Annotated in this window: 11 protein-coding genes and 1 pseudogene; 3 read left to right on the top strand and 9 right to left on the bottom strand. The window is 64.3% G+C overall.

Annotated elements, in window-relative coordinates; all coding sequences use genetic code 11:
• Positions 1-29 precede the first annotated feature (29 nt).
• Positions 30-731: a hypothetical protein gene (locus tag EV186_RS37515; RefSeq protein WP_133854315.1), complete on the bottom strand. Its 702-nt coding sequence runs from the start codon at positions 729-731 to the stop codon at positions 30-32.
• Positions 732-1,978: 1,247 nt separating this feature from the next.
• On the opposite strand from EV186_RS37515, the gene EV186_RS39295 reads away from it, so the two are divergent.
• Positions 1,979-2,125 carry a hypothetical protein gene (locus EV186_RS39295; RefSeq protein ID WP_166659523.1) on the top strand — a complete coding sequence of 49 codons (147 nt, stop codon included), beginning with the start codon at positions 1,979-1,981 and terminating at the stop codon, positions 2,123-2,125.
• 56 nt (positions 2,126-2,181) lie between these two features.
• Here the strand turns inward: EV186_RS39295 and EV186_RS37510 are convergent, their stop codons facing one another.
• The gene (locus tag EV186_RS37510) at positions 2,182-2,640 is read right to left on the bottom strand and encodes an NAD(P)/FAD-dependent oxidoreductase (protein ID WP_133854314.1); all 459 of its coding nucleotides are present in this window, start codon (positions 2,638-2,640) and stop codon (positions 2,182-2,184) included.
• A 301-nt stretch (positions 2,641-2,941) separates the two neighbouring features.
• Positions 2,942-3,391, bottom strand: coding sequence for a response regulator (locus EV186_RS37505; protein WP_133854313.1), 450 nt, complete (start codon positions 3,389-3,391; stop codon positions 2,942-2,944).
• A gap of 1,289 nt (positions 3,392-4,680) precedes the next feature.
• On the opposite strand from EV186_RS37505, the gene EV186_RS37500 reads away from it, so the two are divergent.
• Positions 4,681-5,403, top strand: coding sequence for an MvdC/MvdD family ATP grasp protein (locus EV186_RS37500; protein ID WP_133854312.1), 723 nt, complete (start codon positions 4,681-4,683; stop codon positions 5,401-5,403).
• Positions 5,404-6,201: 798 nt separating this feature from the next.
• On the opposite strand, the gene drmB is transcribed toward EV186_RS37500, so the two are convergent.
• The 6 genes and pseudogenes from drmB to EV186_RS40895 form a co-directional block, all read right to left on the bottom strand.
• Positions 6,202-8,142, bottom strand: coding sequence for a DUF1998 domain-containing protein (drmB, locus tag EV186_RS37495; RefSeq protein WP_133854311.1), 1,941 nt, complete (start codon positions 8,140-8,142; stop codon positions 6,202-6,204).
• Positions 8,139-11,582 (bottom strand): helicase-related protein, encoded by a 3,444-nt coding sequence (locus EV186_RS37490; RefSeq protein WP_208116006.1) that lies wholly within the window; start codon positions 11,580-11,582, stop codon positions 8,139-8,141. Before EV186_RS37490 ends, drmB begins: the two co-directional genes overlap by 4 nt.
• A gap of 5 nt (positions 11,583-11,587) precedes the next feature.
• On the bottom strand, positions 11,588-13,285 hold the full coding sequence (locus EV186_RS37485; protein ID WP_133854309.1) for an NERD domain-containing protein: 1,698 nt from the start codon (positions 13,283-13,285) through the stop codon (positions 11,588-11,590).
• Positions 13,282-14,799: a hypothetical protein gene (locus EV186_RS37480; protein WP_133854308.1), complete on the bottom strand. Its 1,518-nt coding sequence runs from the start codon at positions 14,797-14,799 to the stop codon at positions 13,282-13,284. Before EV186_RS37480 ends, EV186_RS37485 begins: the two co-directional genes overlap by 4 nt.
• Positions 14,796-15,737 carry a hypothetical protein gene (locus EV186_RS39745; RefSeq protein ID WP_208116005.1) on the bottom strand — a complete coding sequence of 314 codons (942 nt, stop codon included), beginning with the start codon at positions 15,735-15,737 and terminating at the stop codon, positions 14,796-14,798. Before EV186_RS39745 ends, EV186_RS37480 begins: the two co-directional genes overlap by 4 nt.
• Positions 15,738-15,844: 107 nt before the next feature.
• Positions 15,845-16,051, bottom strand: a pseudogene (locus EV186_RS40895) (NaeI family type II restriction endonuclease); the annotation flags it as partial.
• A gap of 366 nt (positions 16,052-16,417) precedes the next feature.
• Between EV186_RS40895 and EV186_RS40395 the strand changes: the two are divergent.
• Positions 16,418-18,001 carry an NF041680 family putative transposase gene (locus EV186_RS40395; protein ID WP_243754529.1) on the top strand — a complete coding sequence of 528 codons (1,584 nt, stop codon included), beginning with the start codon at positions 16,418-16,420 and terminating at the stop codon, positions 17,999-18,001.
• The last annotated feature ends 209 nt before the right edge of the window (positions 18,002-18,210 follow it).

Here is an 18,210-nt window from a genome sequence, read left to right as displayed (position 1 = left end):
AGGTGCAGCGCGCGGCACGGAAGCCATTATCAGTACTGGGCCATGCCGGAAACCGAACGCTGAAGATCCGCGTTGAGAACGCTGTAGGCTCCGCCTCGAGCGAGAGCCACGCAGGCGCGCCGAATCTCGAAGGCGCGAGGATGGCTGGCGCCGTGAGGTAGCGCAAGGAACTGGGATGTCGAACCGATCACCAGCCGGCAATTGGTCCTATTGGCGTTGTTGTTGTCGACATCAACCGGACTTGAGATGCCAAGCCAATAGCACAGGTCGTCCGCTGCTCCGTCGAAGTCGTTTACTTCCATGCCGACGGACACGAAACGGAAGAAGATGTCGCTCGGCGGCCACCAGCTGCTGTCGACCGTCAACCGCCACTGGGCACGCGCCCTCGCTCGACCACGTGCCTGCGACATAGCAAGCCTGTCGCCGCGATAGGCTGCGTCCGTGAACTGCCAGCTCTCCCATCTGTCCTCGTAGAAGCCCCCGGAACTCGTGGGGTCGTACCGGAGGATCCACTGGATCTGGAAACCTTCGGCCTGATGCTCCCACGGTTGATCGAAGAGCGGATCAGCCGAAGAACCACAGTCATCACATGCCTTCGGCCACCGCTTGACCGGCTCCCATCCCGCGACGCCGCAGTTCGGGCATACCCATCCCTTTGCTGTGGCACCAGGCGGAGGCTGATAGCCGTACGACGTGACCGGTAACGTTCTCGGGCCGAACAGTCCCATCATGAACCCCTAGAGCCTGACTTTTTAGCCTGCCTGACCATTGTCATCTGATTTCGGCGTGGGCCTTGCGCCGGACCCGCAGGGATCCGTCGTTCGTCGTGACGGCTTTCCATGGGCTTTTCGGTCGACCGCGAGCAGGCCAGACGCAGAGAACCACGGGCCAGGTGACCATTGAGGCCATCTGCACGAGAGACCATGGCAGGCTCCCGAACACCAGATCGGCGGAGAGTCGGCCCCGCTGGCTGATGCCTGCGCGCGAGCGCCCGACGCCAGCCGCTGCGATGAATCCAATAACATGCACGACAGCTATGGCACTCGTCATTGTCCTTGAGCCTTTCATCCGGAAGTGCAAGAGCGGGCTATGGCCCCGCTCGTGTCCGTGGGGCCGGACCTCTGCGGTCCGGCCCCAAGAGGGCCCAAATACCGGCGTTGCCAAACTAATTGTTTCGCGCGAACCCTTACTGTGCGTCACTGCGGTCATATAGATTGTGAGTTGAACCTCGAGCTCAGGAACACTTTCCGAACGATGAACACCTGTGTTGGGACGTAGGCTTGCCATGGGCGATTGCCTCCTTGCACCAGGCGCACTTGTTCCCCCGGCCCCTGTCTTTCTCGCACGCGCATGCCACAAGCCTTCTCCTTTGCGTCAAATTCACTAGTCGGAAACACGACCGGCCATCCGTCATACGTACTCGGAGTAATCGCAGCTGTGACAGTTCCGTTACGCCTCGAATCATACTGTCCAATTTGTGTCCACTAAGACTGTGTCGCGAGGTGAGGAAGGCGCAGAACTGGTTGACGTAGCGGTCATATCGGATGTCGAGCCGGTGGTGGCCGCGGCCCTTGACCGCGAGGATCGCCATCACCAACGGTTTGAGCGCGCAGGAGTCGTTGGGGTTGGCCGCGCACGCGGCTGCCGATAGGGAGCGGCGACCGCCGGGGCCGCCGGCGGCGCGAGGGCACCATCACTTGACGCCCCACCGCTGCCACCTTGGCGATCACTCTCTGTTTTGGCCGCGGTGGTCGGACTGCGAGGGTGCAGGGTCAGATCGTTCCGACCTGGCAGATCACCCAGTGGGACGCCGTCTCGGTGGTGGATCTGAAGACGACCAGGTTCCCGATGTAGCCGTCAGCGTGCAAGAACTTGCCGCTCACGTCGTGGCTTATGGAGGTTGGGCTGCCCCTGTGGGGTGCCATTGTTGGTGCGCGCCGCTGTTGCAGAGGTGCGTGTGCGGTCGAACGTTGGCAGGATGTCCCTGGACGAAACCGCCACCGGCGCGCTGCTCGCCGATCCGCTGGAGTTCCTCGAGACCCAGCGGCACACGCTGATCGCCGTCGTCGATCAGGCCCTTGCGCTGGGCATGACCAGGCTGGGGCCGTCATGGCCAGCGTGTTGACATGTTGTTCGACCTGCGCAGCTACTACTGACCGGCTTGATCTTCGTCGATGAAGGTCAGACGCTGGCCGCGTGCTGGTGGATCAGGGCCATCGCGAGCGCTCCTTCGCCCACGGCCGACGCGATGCGCTTGACCGAGTCGGCGCGGGCGTCGCCTGCGGCGAACACGCCCGGCGCACTGGTCTCCAGCAGCATCGGCTCGCGGAGGAGGTCCCAGCGCTCGTCGAGCAGGCCGGTCAGGGCCGAACCGGTGAGCAGGTAGCCGTTGGCGTCGCGGCGTACGGCGCCGGCCAGCCACTCGGTGTGCGGGGGCGCCCCGCTGAAGCTGAACATCGACGACGCCGTGACCGTCTCCGCGGCATCGGTCCGGTTGTCGCGCAACAGAATCTGCTCCAGGTGCGAGGAGCCCGACACGGCGGCGACCTCCGTGTTCAGGTGCGTGTCGATGTTCGGTGTCGCCTCGATCTCGCCGACCAGGTAGCGCGACATCCGGCCGGCCAGTGACGGCCCGCGCACAACCAGCAGGACCTGCCCGGCGTGTGGGCGAAGTGCAGCGCCGCATGGCCCGCCGAGTTCGCGCCGCCGACGATCACCACCTGCTGGCCCGAGTACAGCGTGGCCTCGGACCGCCCGCCGCCGCCGACCACGAGCCGGCGATGCGACAAACCCGTTGCCAGCAACAGGCTCCCTGCCTCGATCTCGCGTCCGTCGGACGGTCCGACCAGGTACGCCCGGCCGGCCCGGCGCAACGACACCGCCCGGACCGGCATGAGCAGTTCGGTGCCGAACCGGCGGGCCTGCGTCACCGCGCGGCGGGTCAGCTCGGCCCCCTCACCCCGGCGGGAAGCCGAGGTAGTTCTCGATCCGGCTGCACGAGCCGGCGGCCGTCCGGGAGCTCCACCGCCGCCACCTCGCGGGTGTCCGGGGCCTCGGCCGCGACGTCGACGAAGGGGAACGGTTGCAGCAGGCGGGTGAGGAAGTCGCGGAGCTGGTGCGTCGCGGGGGAGAACCGGTGGCCGATGATGCGGATGCTCTTGTACGGCGGCTCGTAGGTCGACTGCCACTCCGCCAGCTGGTCGTCCAGCATGGGGTACAGGCGCTCGGTCGGCGGCTCCCACGGTTTGACGAGGTAGTGGTGCAGCTTCACCTGGTTGATGGCGTCGATGGCGGCCTCGGTGTTGGCGTAGCCGGTGAGCAGGACCCGCCGGGCCGACGGGAACCGGGCCTGGGACTTGCCTAGGAACTCGATCCCGGTTATGCCCGGCATGCGCGGTGCACGGATAGCGGTGTCGCCTTCAGGGATCGAGACACCGATAAAGAGCTTGCGGCAGCTGCCTGGTTGGCGATCTGGGTCTGGGAGCACGATGACCCGCAGGCTGCGGCCGACCGCATTCGCCGGCTGATGGTTGAGTGCGGCAGTCGACGCCGAGCGAAGCATGCGCGTAACCGGGTGGGATACACGAACCCCACGCCCGCGACCAGCAAGTCAGTGAAGCAAGATCAACTGAGCGAAGAAAACCGCTGGTCAGAGAGTTGATGATGTGTCCGAGGCCGGTCGTGCACACTATTCACCCGCCGGCGGGTCGGCTGAACAACAGATGGCAACGAGCGGATGCGATATCTGCCGAAGTCCTGGACAAGCGACCGGCAACAGTGTCGGGAAGTCGTGACCCGATGAGGTGGAGTTCGCCACGAAGACCTTCCTGGCCCAGGACATGCTCGCTTGAGCGCTGGATACCGATGTTCCGACGACTTGGGCGACCGCTCATGGGGTGTACGGCAAGGACTGCAAGTCCCGCACCTGGCTGGAAACGCGATGCATCTGCTACGGCGTTGCGTTGGTCTGCAACCAGACCATCCCGACCATGACCGGCATGTCGCGGGCTGTTGTCCTGGCAGCACACGCCCACGTCGAGTGCGGTCGTGACCTCCCTGTACGGCGTCTATAGCAGTGCTGTGAAGGGGTTTACATTGCGGCGCATGTAACAGTATCGGCTTCTTGGCCGACTCAGCATCAGGGTCTGGACTCAGGACCATCTAGTTGAGACATGACAGAGGTAGTGGACTAAATGCAAATAACGAGTTCTGAAATGCAATGTGCTGACACGCCGCTGATGATATTTCTCGCGGAGCCGATGGAAGACGACACGGCGCCGGCGCGGCTCGGTGCTATGACTAAATACAAGACCTTTACGGGTGAGGAGACTAACGGTCAGAAGCATTGGAACTATGACTTTCACGACGATGATGACTAGCGCGCGAGCTCACTGCTGAAAACCTCAATATTAGCATATGTCTACCCAAGATTTGCGGCTCGCCATCATCTCAAGCGAGACTAACGACGTTCTCAGCCCAGTCTATTTTGGGCTGGAGAAAAAGGGTTTTTCCGTTTCGGTTATTGATCCATCGGAACCGGGTCGCCATAAGGTGAGTATCTCGTCTGTCGACGGTGTTGCCTCTATAGTTGACGAGGGCGGCAGGAGGGTGGATATCAACAGTCATACGAGGGTCTGGCTAAGACGCCCGCGAATGCCGTCTCTATCATCCTTTCGTGCAGTGAGCGAAAGTGTCGCCGATTTCGAGTTGAAGACCTACCGGGCGGCGTGGGAGTCGTTATATTCCATTAAAGCTGCATGGATGAATCCCTACTCTTCAAGCAGACCTCTTGAGCGTGACAAGCTGCTTCAAGCTCGGATTGCTGGTGACGCGGGTTTGTTGACTGTTCCTACGATATTCACCAATAACCCTGAGGAATACTCGCTCTTTGTCGCGTCGCTCCAGGGAGACGATGTTGCCGTCAAGGCTCCGATCTCTTGGCATAGCGATGTCGTCGGCTCGGAAACGCCCTACGGTACCTATACTCGACGCCTGGCCCAGGCGGATGCTCTTCGGCTGTCTTCTCGCGTGGCGCGCTCTCCGGTGCTCGTGCAGCCGTATGTGGAGAAGTCCTATGAGCTGCGTATCACGGTTGTTGGTGAACGGATCTTCGCCTGTCGAATAGATTCGCAGAAGAGTCCGAGAGCTAAAGTTGACTGGCGTCATTACGATACTGCTTCGGTGCCGCATGATGCTGTTCAAATTGATACAGGCGTTGAGAGGGCACTCTTTGAGTTTATGCATCGGGCTGGTTTAGTCTTTGCCGCGATAGACATGATAGTTGAACCGAATGGAGATCACCGATTTCTTGAGGCGAACCCCTCCGGGCAATTCTCCTGGATCGAAGCACTTACAGGATTAACGATCACTGCGGGAATTGTAGATTGGCTAAGTGGTGCATGAACCATATCATATAGGTAGGAATCTAGAGCGAATCTGTTGTATGGTGAGCTCGCGGCTGCGTTCGCTGATGTGGCCAGTTCGCGTCGCGGCGAGTCCTCCTGGGGGAAGCGGGAACATGGTTGGCCCCATCCCTGATTGAATTGGCGTTGGGCGGTGTCGGTGAGGTTGTGTCGCAACGTCGCGTCGTAGAGTGCGTCGGCGAGTTCGGGGCCGAGGCGCAGTGGCGAGCAAGATTTGGATCGCCACGATGCCCGCTGCTCGGATGAGCTCGGCGGCTCACCTGAACGGCAGGTCAGCGCCGGGTGTTGAGTCAGGCTGGCGACCGGTCTACGTGGGCGCTAGCAGGTTCGGCCAAGGCGTCCGCGCCCAACGGCGACGCGTAGAGCAGAATCCGGGTCGATCCCGCATGCGGGCCGAGGGTTGCTATTCGATGGCGTACCCCTGTAAGGCAGTTGCAGGCGAAATGCCCACCTCGTCGACGCGTTCGGCTGTCGTGGCGATCTGGCTGGCCGAAGGGATCGCCTTGATCGTGTTCGCCTGCGCCGATGTCGACGATCACGCGACGGGTGCCGTATAGGAGGTTGGTCGTGTATTCGTGCCGCGATGCGGATTCCGCATAGGTCGGCGTCGGGACAGCTCACGACGTCGTTGACATCGGTCTCGGCTTGGTTGCTCAAGCTAAGAAACCGGGGTCGGCGGCTGCCCGTAGCACCAGATCACTGCGGTGTCTGCCTGCCGATTTCGATGACGACCAGCACGCGCGTACCTGGGACGCCGCTAAAGGACGAATCCGTCACGTCACAGGGTGATGCCCGAGAAGAAGCCGAGGGTTGGGTCGGCAAACGTGCCGACGACGAGGCCGCGGTCGAGGAAGCGGTTGAATTCCTCACAGCTGGTCTCGGGCAGGTGGGCGCAGCCGTGACAGGCTGCCATGTTGCATGAGTCCGGGCCTTGCCCCTTTTGCCCGGCATCCATGCACACTGGATCAGTCGAGCACCACCGTGCGTCGCGCAAGGCGGCGGCGAACACCGAACGGAGGCGCTCGGTTCGAGCCATGCGGACGAGGCCGCCCATGGTGCCTTCTGAGTCGCCTGCGGCTGTGTAGATCAGGAGGCCGGCCATGTCTCGGCCGCCCTGGCGTGACACGTAGAGCCGTTCGCGGAGCGAGGCCGAGCTGTACCCACAAGCGAAGACGAGTTCGTTGATGAGCAGGTGGGCGAGCGTGTGCATCATGATGAATCGTGGGCTCAGGTCGCGGGCTCGGGCGCCGCGATCGATCATGACCTGGCCGTAGCGGGTGCCGATCTTGTCCGCCCGATCCTGAATATCGCCTCGGGCTTCCCATCGCGCCAGCTGTTTGGGGTCGATCTCGATGTAGATGCCTTCGCCCTTGACAACGTAGGCGGGGAGCCAGTCCTTGTCCGGAGCCAGCCCTTTCCGGCGAAGCATTGCCTTGCCGACCGGCAGCTTTAGCTCGCCGTCCTGCCCGCGGGTGAAGCCACGAAGTGCCCGCGTCTCTACCAGGACGTTGACGCTCCGGACGCGACCGATGTGCGATGTGAGGTCAGGGTGAACTTCAGGGTCAGTCGCGCGGAGCGCGTCGTCGTCTGGCGTTTCGCGAATCTTCTTGAATTCCGGGTACCGCCAGAGGCCTTCAACTTCGAGGTCATCGAGGTCGGTCTCGTCGATTGCCGCTGGAGGCTCGGCGCCGATGCCGTGTAGGTCGCGGTAGGCCGCGACTAGTTCCTCATCGGAGTGGTCGGCGAACAGCTCGGCCGGGAGAGCATCGCGGATCTGCGCAGCCGTAGCTGCAGCGCCGGCGAAGGAGAACAGCAGGCTCAGGACCGGGCCAACATCGGCACGACGCAGCAGGTCTCGCATTGCTGCGCTGACCAAGCCTTCTTGTTGCGGCAGATAGATCGAAGACTCGACTTTGGGGAAGTAGACGTTGCCGGCCGCGCGGAGCGCCGCGCGCACTGCCTTGTCACACGGGCCGTCGACCTGATGCAGCCACGGCCTGGCGCCGGTGCAGTAGTAGGGGTCGCCACCGCTGCCTGCCAGGTCTTCGGTCAGGACGGTCCGCTCCGCACCATCCCTACCCCGGGGTCGAACGGTCGTGATGCCCTGGAGAGATCGCGACGCACCACAGCCGAGCCTCTCGTCGCGCTTGCCTTGCGCGTCGTAGCCGCAGCGGACGACCTGGCCTTCGAGGCCGCCTCCACCGATTGAGAACAGCCGGAGCACACCGCGACAACGTGGGTTGTGGCTGCGGTGGACCCACTCGGCGAAGGGGAAGTCGTCGAGGTGCCCATCGGTGCAGATGGTGACGAAGGGCACCTGCGACATGCGAGGTCCCTTGCGCTTGCGACCCTCGTGCGCTGGATCGTCACAGCGCACGACGTCCTGGAAACTCAGCGGTTTGTGCGCCAAGCGCTTGCAATACATGCAGAATGACCAGCATGGGAATCGGAGCACTGGCACCGTGAGCCGGACGTTCCGGGGGTCTGAACCTGCTTGGGTCCGATAGTCCGGCGGCAGGCGGAACTCCTTGACCTTCAGGCGGGACTCAAGACGCCAGTCATGAACGATGAAGTCCTCAGGTGCGAAAGTCGGGTCGCTTTTTGGGAACCAGTGATCCAGCCCCGCGGTGATCACGGATGTGCCGTCGACGAGCACGCTCATGGCGCCGACGCCGAATGGCGTCACGAGCTGCGCCCGCCGCATGTTGCCAGTACTCATAGGTCCCCCTCCTCGGGTCCAGCGTCCTCAATGAGGTAGGCCTGCGACACCTTCAGCCGACACTCGGCATCGACGCTGCGCATGCTGAGCGGCGTCTCCCACACCAGCGCCTTGTTATCTGGATCAGCCAGCGAACCGGCAGGAAGAAGGATGCCTTCCTTCGGATCGCCGTCGAAGTACGTGCTGGCGGCCCACACTGTCCGTTCGCCCGTGTCCCATTGCCGCGACCGCGCTCGAACCCAGTGGTCGAAGATCGTGAGTTCTTCGGGGTCTGCGAGTTCGGCTCGTGTTCGGATCAGCTCGATCGCTGCGTCGAAGTCGTCCTTCGGGAAGGGATTTGGTTCGAGTGCCGGCTGGAGCTGGCGCATCCGAGCGATGGCCGAGGCGTGCAACGCGCGCTTCAAGACGGGCTCGGCGAAAGGTGTCACCGACGTTGGTTCGACCTGCGCGTAGAGCTGCTGGTGATAGGTGCGGAAGCGCTCGTAGTGGGAGCGGTCTCGGGGCTTGGTGGCGCCGTAGATCGTGATGACCAGGCCCGGCACTGTGGCCTTGCGGCCGACGCGACCACTTACCTGGATGTACTGCGCTGTGGTCTTGGGCTGGCCAACGATTGTCATAAGACCAAGCCGGTCGATGTCGACGCCGACCTCGATGATGTTCGAGGCAAGGCAGATGTCGACGCAATCATCCGATGGCAGCGAAGTTTCGAGCTGCTGGATGGCCTTTGGAATCTCGTCACTCCGGCGACGTGACGTTAGCTCCATCGTATTGCGTGGCCACCGTGGGGTGATGCCGTCGCGGCGCTTCAAACCGACCAGGTAGTCGGGCACGTCCGATTCCAGAAGCGAGACGGTGTTGCCGAGCTCGCGCAGGCTGTTGAGGAAGTTCAGGTTGGTCCAGTAGCCATCCCGGAACTCCTCCGGGATCGATGTCCCTGCCTGGAGCGTGGCGGCGGCGACGCGGGTTTGAACCGTCTGCGTTGATCCATCTGACGCCCACATGATCCCGAGGTAGCGCCGCCCGGGGGCACGCTCGCCGTCGACGGTGGCTGGCTCTGCGAAGAAAGAGTGCCCCTCCTCGATGCCGTGGGGCGGGAAGAGCGCTACCTTCTTGCGGCCGAACAGACCCTTGATCTGATCTTCGTACCTTCGAACGGTGGCCGTCGACGCGATGATCTTGGCGGGCACCGGGTCGTCGCCGCGACGGTCGGTCGCCAGGTCGTCGATGACCGGTTCGTAGAGGCCGACCATGGAGCCGAGCGGTCCCGAAATCAGGTGCAGCTCGTCTTGAATGATCAGGCTGGGCGGCGAGACGACGCGCTCGCCGTCGTCACCGAGCCCAAACAGGCTCCGAGCCTGCGGCCGCCAGGTCATCGTCGCGAACTTGTCGACCGTGCCGATCACGATCGAGGGACGCGACTCGTAGATGTCCTCGTCGATGACGTGGACCGGAAGTCCGCGCCGACCGCCGTACCGGCATTCGTCGTCGACGCAGCGCAATACGACCTTGGGGTCGGCCAGTACGTAGCCGATTGTGTCTTGGCCGTTCTTGTTCCGAATCGGTCCCATCTTGGTACCGCACCACGGGCACTTGAGAAGCAGGAACTTGTTGGAGGCCGTGTAGTTGGACTGCAACTCCCGGAGGCTCTTCTTTGCGTCCTTCCAAGTGTTGGGTGTCGATGAACCGCCCAGCCAGACGCCGATGCCGAAGGGCGCCGTCCCGAGCTCGTCTTCATTCTTCGATCGAATATCTTCGAGGACGCAGATGAGGGAGGACGCTCGGAGGAATTGCTGTGCAGTCAGAAGCCGCAGCGTGTACCGCATCAGGATGTCCGTACCGGCGTCGTCCTTGTTGCGCAAGCGACGCGCGAGGAGCGAAATGGCCGCCGCGCCAAGGTAGGCCTCGGTCTTGCCGCCACCCGTCGGGAAGAAGATCAAGTCGACGAGTGGCCGCCGCTCGTGTTTTGGGTTGACCAGCTCGGGCAGACTCGCGAGGACGAACGCGATCTGGAACGCACGCCACATGCCGTCGCGCTCGCCCGGCTTAGCGTCTGGGTGGGCGCCTTCTGGCCGGTAGATACCGTCACGGTTACGGATGACATCGCGGGGCTTCAGTCGCGAGCGGACCTGCTGGAACAGCATCGCGTAGTTGGCGAGCTGGAAGGCCCGAGCGGTGAGCGGATCCGTCTGAGCGAGCCGCCAGCCTTCCGCCATGCGCGCGAGCTGGTCTCTGCATAGGTCGAGGTGACGGATGGCCGTGTCGCGGAACGCCTGCGTCTCCAGGCCGGGAACCAGTGCGTGGCGTTCTTCGATCCACCTGCTGTAGAGGCGCAGTACCGTCTCAACCTGCGCGCGTCCCTCGGGGGTGTTGTCAGCCAGCGCCGCCATGCTGACGCTCACCGGCGTCCTCGTGCCATCAGGGTGCTTCTCGACGACATCGGGGGTGAGGCTCTCCACCTCATACGTCGGCACCGGGTCAGCCTTGACCCAAGCAACGCCGTCCGAACCGCCCCAGGTTGCTGCGCAGCCATGCCCGATCGCGTACGTCCGGCGGTTTCGGTACAGCAACGCGATGGACCGCTCCTCATCGTCGCTATCTGGCTGATCCACGTCCGGATACGGCTCGATGGCGACGCCATTCGTCGCAGTCACCATGAAGTCGAGCTGGAAGAAGGCACTGGCCGCGCCGGTCTCTGGCGCCTCGTTCACAACGGCGACAGTGACGAGTCGCAGGTCCTCGCTTGTCTCGCGCGGCACCATTCGGCTGAAGACCCGCACCGCCGGTGTCCGCGTTGGCGGCAGCTTGCTGTTGAGGGCGACGGCCTTGGCTGGGACCACCTTCAACTGATTCAGGTCGCGCAGCACGGTATCGCCAGGTATCTCCCCGATGAGCTCAAACGGCCGCCGTACCCACCAATCGCGCGGCGTGGCGACCGCGGGAATGGTCACGCGAACACGATCGTAATACGCTCCGGCGACGCTGACACTCAAGGCGCCGCCGACGGGTACCCGCACTTTGAACGAGATCGCCATCGCCGCCGGCCTGCGGCGGTTGGCGTCTGATAGGTCAAAGTCGTCCGAGTCAGCCTCGTCGTGACGTAGCCTTCCCTCAACGGTAACGGGCGGCTGATCGGCGTCCGGGTTGTCTTCATTTTCGGCGAGACCGGGGATCACCACGGGTTCTTCGTCTGCGATCGCGGTGCCCGCCGTGCTCGCACCACCGAACAGAACGCCGATCCCGTAGCGACGAATCGGGTCTGACCGGGTCAGCACCTCCTCGAGTGTGTCCCGGTCGTGGAACTGGCCGTCGGCGTCCTCCTTCTTGTCGAAGCTGTAGGTCGGACCCGAGCAGTCGATCGGCTTACCCATCGGCGCCTCGCCTTGCGGCGGACCGAAGACCTCGCGTCGTACCGCGGCCTGGACGATGTCGCGTGCTTCCACCCCAGTCACAGCGTTCCTTCCAGCCCGGCTCGGAGGGTTCCCTCTTCGATAACGCCCCACAGGCGGTCGGTCGCTCTCGTCAGCCCCACGTACATGACTGAGTCGAAGTTGGGGACGACGGTCCGATCAAGATCGGTCACGACAACGGCCGGTGCTTCCAATCCCTTGAATGCTTGGATCGTCGAGAACTGAAGCTCTCCGCGCTTGCGCGGGCGTCCGTCAGCTGGCCGGAGCACCTGGCGCAACCAACCATCTGTTGTCGATGCAGCGACAGAGCCTTCGGCGAGCGGGCTGAGCACAACGATCTCGTGCAGCTCGTAGTTCTCGTCGCGCAGCGTGTGGATCGCATCGAGCAGCTTGGGCGTTTGGTCTGCTCCCGCTCGGTAGGTCCGCCATTCCGGATTGGTGCCGTCATCGGCTCGACGGAATCGTTCGTAACCCGGTTTGAGACCGCTGAACCGGTTGACGATGTATCCGATCCTGGGCAGGTTCCGGCAGTTGTAGCCGAGCCTGCTGCTCGTCAGGCGGGGGACCCGGTCGCGGAGCAATTGACGCCCGTCTGCACCTTCGTAAATGGCTTGTCGCTCGAAGTCGCCGAACAGCAGCAGTCTGCCCCGTTCCAGTCCTCCTTTAAGCATCAGGTCCAGCACATCGAGATAGCCCTCGCATGCGACGTCCTGGATCTCGTCGACCACCAGAAAATCTGCCGCTGCTTGATCGCCGGCTTCGGCGATTGCCTCCACGGCCAGGCTGGGGAGCTCCTCGGTCCAGAAGTCCGTGTCCACTCCAGCCGGTGCGCTGATCCCGGCCACGCGGAGCATCTGCTGGTGGAGGGTGCCCACAACGAGGCGCTCGTTGCCAGGCATGTCGGCTGCAAGCCGCTGCCCGAGGAAGCGGTTGAAGCAGATCAACCTTCCGCTGTAGCCCATCTCGATCTCGCGCCGGGCCGCTTCCATGGCGAGCAGCGTTTTCCCGGATCCTGCCGGCCCCGTGAAGAGCACCGCTCGGTTATCGGCCATCGCGTCAAGTGCGTCGAACTGCTCGGCGATGAAGTGGACGAGCTGGTCCTCGCGTGCGCGCCGCAGATCACCGGCGACGACGCCGAACTCAAACGTCGGACGCAGCGCCGCGCAGATACGCTGCGCAGTTGCCGCGTCAGGCCGCCCGCCACCAGACACGAAGCCAGAAACCGTGGCCTCAAGGTGGGCTCGGCCTGCGGCAAGCGTCCGGAGTACTGCCGCCTTGACACCGGTCCGGAGGTCTTGAGAGTCGAGGACTTCCCACACGTGCCATTCAGGCGAGCTGCCCAGGGAGGCCCGGGCGCGGACCGCAGTGAACCAGGCCGCACTGACGACCGGCAGCGAGCTCACATCGATCTGCTTGCGCTGCAGAAAGTTGCGGAGGCTGAACTTCGCATCACTCGCCTGCCGGAACGGGCCGCGCATCGTCGGTTTGTCTCGTCCCAGGTGCCAAACCCCGTCGCGGTACTCCACGGTCAGGTGCGACTTGACCTCGATAACAAGCACGCCCTGCTCCGGCACGACGACGACGAAGTCGGCCTCGCCTTGCGGATTCTTGATGTGGTCCGCGATGCCCACCGAGTGGAGAACCGTCCAGCCGTCGGTCCCCTCACACCCGGCGAGCGCAGAGTAGAGGGCCTTCTCGCCGGGGGGTGACGATTCCGGGAAGTAGGCCGGGATCATTCGAGCCACAACGCACCGCCGTCCCGGAACGGCACGCGTGCCTTCTGGCGGGCAACAATCTCCGTATAGGGAGAGATCGCGAGCACGCGGGCGACGACCATCCCGCGGAAGCCCTCCCGCTCCAGGTCGAGCCGCAAGTGACCGTCCGCCTCCAGCGCCGCCAGGTCGGCCTTGGCGGCGGCCGTCTCAAGTTCCTCGCGCAGCGCTGCGCTGGCCCGGTGCAAGGCCCGCCGGAGCCGCACCGCATTTCCGTGCGATGGCTCGGGTTGCAGGTCGAGCCAGCCAAGCAATAGCGTCAGGTCGTGATCATTCTTTGGGCAGATCAACGTCGGCTCGGTCCAGGCTGGCGCTCGGTGAGCTGACTTAACGCCGAGGGCACGGAGCTGGCTCACCACCTCGCTGCGTCCGCGCGCTTGGATGCGGGCCGCGAGTCCGTCCTTCCACGCGGCCTGCGTCGCAGCGGTGCTCGCGGCACGCTTGCCGATCAGCGCCAACGCCGCGTCGTGCATCGCGTGGCGCTCAGTGGCGCCGACGCGGAGGACGAGGTACGTGCCCGGCATCACGCGATCGACCGGCGTGTATGTGACACGCTCTCCGGTCGGCTGGCGCGGATCCAGTGTGCGGATGCGCTCGCCGTCATCGAGCCAGATCGCGTATCCACCGCCGAGGAGGATCTTGCTCGCTTCGACTTCATCGTTGGATGGCTCGCGGGTAGGCGCCTCTGGACGGTCCCAGTTCGGTTCGGGGGCGTAGACGTCCTCGTGCAGGTCAGCCTCGGCGACCGACGTGACAGGCTCGGTCATGTCACCGATGGGGGAGATATGGGACTGGACCCGAAGCGCGCCTTCGGCATAGACAGCCAGCCGCGAGACTGGGAGCGCGCGGTCACGGAACCAGGCTGGCGCCACGAATGAGACTTGCCCGGTGGGCGGGGCGGTCACGAGCGTCGACGGAAAGAACCGCGGCGGTCCGACGACGTATGCCTGCTCAATGTCGGCACTTCCAAGACCCAAGTCCCCGAAAGTGAACACGGACACGCCGTGTTCACGCAGCCATGGTCGCATGCCCGCTTGGGCGGCGCGGCTGCCGGCGATGACGATGCAGCCCGCGGCGCCGACCTCCTCGATCGACTCCAACAAGAGCGCCCCGGCTGGCGAGTCAGCACCCAGCACCCAGTGAGCCGCCGCTATCACCTGATCAAGCAGCCGTTCATCAGAAACGGTGCGCCGGAGGTGGCCAGCTTCCCGAATCGTCCCGTCCGCCGCCTCGCGCGCCGCATCGTTCAGAGCACCGGGCTGAATCTGCGTCAGGCGCCGCCAGCGTAGCGCGTTGACGGCACGAAAAAGGCCGCCCCATACATCGGCGCCGTTCTCCTGCATCAGGAAGGCAACCCGGTGCACAGCCTGATTCAGCTCAGCTCCTGCGGGGTCACCTACGGAAAGGATTTCGACGCCGTGGTGTCGAGCCATTGCTGCCGCTTCATAACGAAGCATGACATCGCGGATGCGGCTCATAGGGCCACCGTGAATGCGAGGGCCTCGACCCCCGCAGGTGGTCGCCAGCCGTATTCCTCGCGGAGAGAAATTGGTCGGCTGTTCGCGCTACGCGCCTGCATCACAACCTCGGCCGCAGACTCATCGGCGACCGACCTGTCGATCACGCACACCACAACCGGCGCCTCGATGTTGTCGAGGTACTTAATGGCACCGTATCCATCCAAGATCACCCCGCGGTAGTACCTCGGAATCGGCAGCTCGTCGGCCAGCTTGGAGGCCGAGTAGATCCTGGTCGACCACGTCGCCGCCTGACGCCCTTCCGGCAACACGTAGTTCGCAAGGGGGACAGCGGTGGCTGTCGCCGGGCGTGGACTCCCGACATATGCGGCCAGGTCTTCGCGCAGCCACGACGCGGTGCCGACCAGTGCGAGGTCAGCGGCTGGCTCAGCAATCCGCGCGAGCCAGGTAGATGCAACGGCTGGCTCGCGTCCCAGAAAACCAGGTTGGGGCAGGTCGCTCGCGACAGCCTCGATGGGGTCGCGCAGGACCGTGGCCACCTTGTACCGCTCGACTGGCACCGTCTTTCCTGCGACGAACACTCGTGGGTCAGGGCGTTCCTCATCGAGCCAGCCGAACGGGCCTGCAGCCACGAACCTCTCGGTGACGACTCGCAGGGGCGTTCCCGCCGTAACCCTGCGGAAGACGTCGATCGGCGCCTCCGCCGTCGGCGCGGGAGCCGCCAGTGCCCATCCAGACGCCACGAGCGCAGCAGCGTAGTCCCGACATGGTACAGAAATGGCGATGACTAGCTGCCTGCCACCAAGATCCCGCAGCCGCCCGCAGGCCACCTTCCCGAGCTGGACGAGCGGCTCCGCCCAAGCCGCCGGCTCAATGGCTGCGCCTGCCTCGTCGGCGAGGCCGATCACGGTGCGCGAACCCGCGTCCTCCCTGCGCATGCCGCGTACTCCTCCCATGGGGTGTGGTCTCGGCCACTCCGAAGGGATAATAAGGCGGGGGCTGACGGAAATCGATCGCCTCGCCGGATGCGGTCATCGCGACCAAGTCACGGACCCTGAGACCCGCCCTGACTGCCTCGGACACGCCGGGTGACATCCAGCTGTGCCGCTGCGGTCGCCACCGCGGCCTCGCCGATGATCCGGTCGGAATCCCGCCGGAACAGCTCACTCACGCGGGATGTGCCCCAGCCGAACGCAAACACGGTGTCTACGTCGCCCTCCGGCACGTGCAGCAGGGTGTTCTGCGGGAGCGGGGCGTCGCGGTGGTTTCATCCGGTCGCCTTCCTCCGGGAGGCCGAGAGCGTCCGCTTGGCATCCCGATTCACGCCGGAGTTGAGAGCTCGGTGATCCGCCGCTGTTCCGCGTCGTGGCGGCCGTCAGCGGCGGTCTGTTTGGCGACCTGATTGGCCTGTTCAGTAGCCCAGACTGTCAACAACCTCAATCAGTTTTAGAGACTAGCTTGAGTTTTAACGTCTGGGTGGTTGACGGGTGACCCTGTTGATCATGAGTGAAGCCCTTGGTTGATCATTCCTCTTGCGACAGAGGGAAGATCGAGCCAAGGGCTTCAGTTGATCAGTGTGCACCACGCCGGTGGTCCCGGTATGTCCGGGGAGTTGTCGGTGTTGCGGCAGGAGTTCTATCGGTGCCTGCCCCGGCGGGCGGATGCGTTGTTCGAGCTCACCGATGCGGTGTTATGCGCTGAGGGGCCGGTGCGGTCGGTCGCGGAGCTGTCGTTGGTCGGTGAGCATCGCCGCGGCCATGGCAGCGGCTACGCCGCACTGGCTCGCGGGTCGGTGGATGCCGACAGGCTGCGCACCGCGCTTGCGTCGGTGTCGCTTCCCCGGGCCGCGGATGGGCGGCTGGTGCTGGCTGTGGATGTGACCTGCTGGCTGCGCCCGGAAGCGCATACCTGTTCGCAGCGGATCTTGTGTCACACCTACGGCCGCGGCAAAGACCAGCACATCATGGTGCCCGGCTGGCCCTACTCGGTCGTGGTCGCGTTGGAGACCGGCCGTGGTTCGTGGACCGCGCCGCTGGACGTCGTCCGGCTCGCACCCGGAGACAACGCCGCGAGCGTGACCGCCCGGCAGATCCGCGGGGTGGTGGGCCGGCTGATCGCTGCCGGGCACTGGTCATCAGGCGATCCGGACATTCTGCTGGTCGCCGACGCCGGCTATGACGGCCCGCGTTTGGCGCACGTGCTGGGTGACCTGCCGATCACGGTGCTGGTGCGGATGCGCTCGGATCGGGTCCTGCACCGCCCGGTCCGGCCCCAACCGCCCGCCATGCCGCGAACGAGGGGCAGGCCCCGACGTCACGGCGGCGAGTTCGTCTTCGGTGACCCGGATACCTGGGGCGAGCCGGATGTTCTCACCGAGACTACGACCCGGCTCTATGGTCCTGCGCTGATCCGGGCCTGGGACCGGCTGCACCCACGGCTGACCCACCGCATCGCCTGGGCCGGTCACGATGGCGCGCTACCCATCATCGAGGGAACCGTGATCCGGTTGCAGGTCGAGCGGTTGCCTTCCGGCGCGATCCCGAAACCCATGTGGCTCTGGCACTCGGGCACCAGCCTCACCCCGGCTGAGGTGGATCTGGCCTGGCAGGCGTTCCTGCGCTGCTTCGACATCGAAGACACCTTCCGCATGCTCAAACAAACCCTCGGCTGGACCACCCCGAAACTTCGCTCACCCCAGGCGGCAGACCGCTGGACCTGGCTGTTGATCACCGCCTACACCCAACTCCGCCTCGCCCGCGATCACACCGCGGACCTCCGCCGGCCCTGGGAGAAACCCCAGGCCGCCCAGCGACTCACCCCAGCCAGAGTCCGCCGAGGATTTCGGAACCTACCTCCACAACTCGCCTGCCCCGCCCGTGTCCCGAAATCCTCCCGACCCGGCCCCGGACGCCCAGCTGGACAACCCAACCACCAACCCGCACCACGCCACGACGTCCACACCATCACCAGCCCAAACGCCCAAAAGCTCAAGCGCGGCAACAAGACCAAGCCCAACAACCCACGACCCCGCCCAGTTTTGAGCAGCTCGATCCGGTCTCCAGGGTTAGTGACGTCTACCAGGATCAGGAGCAAGCCGGCCGCAGTCATGGTGCAGAGCATGACGGGCACCAATCTTTTCGTCGTGGCTCGCTCGCGACGACGAACCGCGGCGCGGAGGCGATCGTGGCTGCTGCGGATGTGAGTGGACATCAGCAACATGCTGGCTGAGCCGTTCGACGTGGAAGAACCGGCGTTGCAGCGGGTAGCAGCGTCAACGCGCTGGCACCTGCTGCTATCCCAAGTTCGTCGAAGTATCCCTAGTGCTCTGTCCATGAACGTTGGCCGGTTTGGTGACACGCCGGTCAGCGTTCGGGGTGGGTGATCGACTGGCGGTCAGGCTGGGTGGATGGC

Origin of the sequence: Labedaea rhizosphaerae (genome assembly GCF_004362825.1) — a bacterium.
In the GTDB taxonomy this organism is placed as follows: Bacteria; Actinomycetota; Actinomycetes; order Mycobacteriales; family Pseudonocardiaceae; genus Labedaea; species Labedaea rhizosphaerae.
Note: the sequence above shows the minus strand (reverse complement) of the source record. Positions and strands in the feature narration are given on the sequence as shown.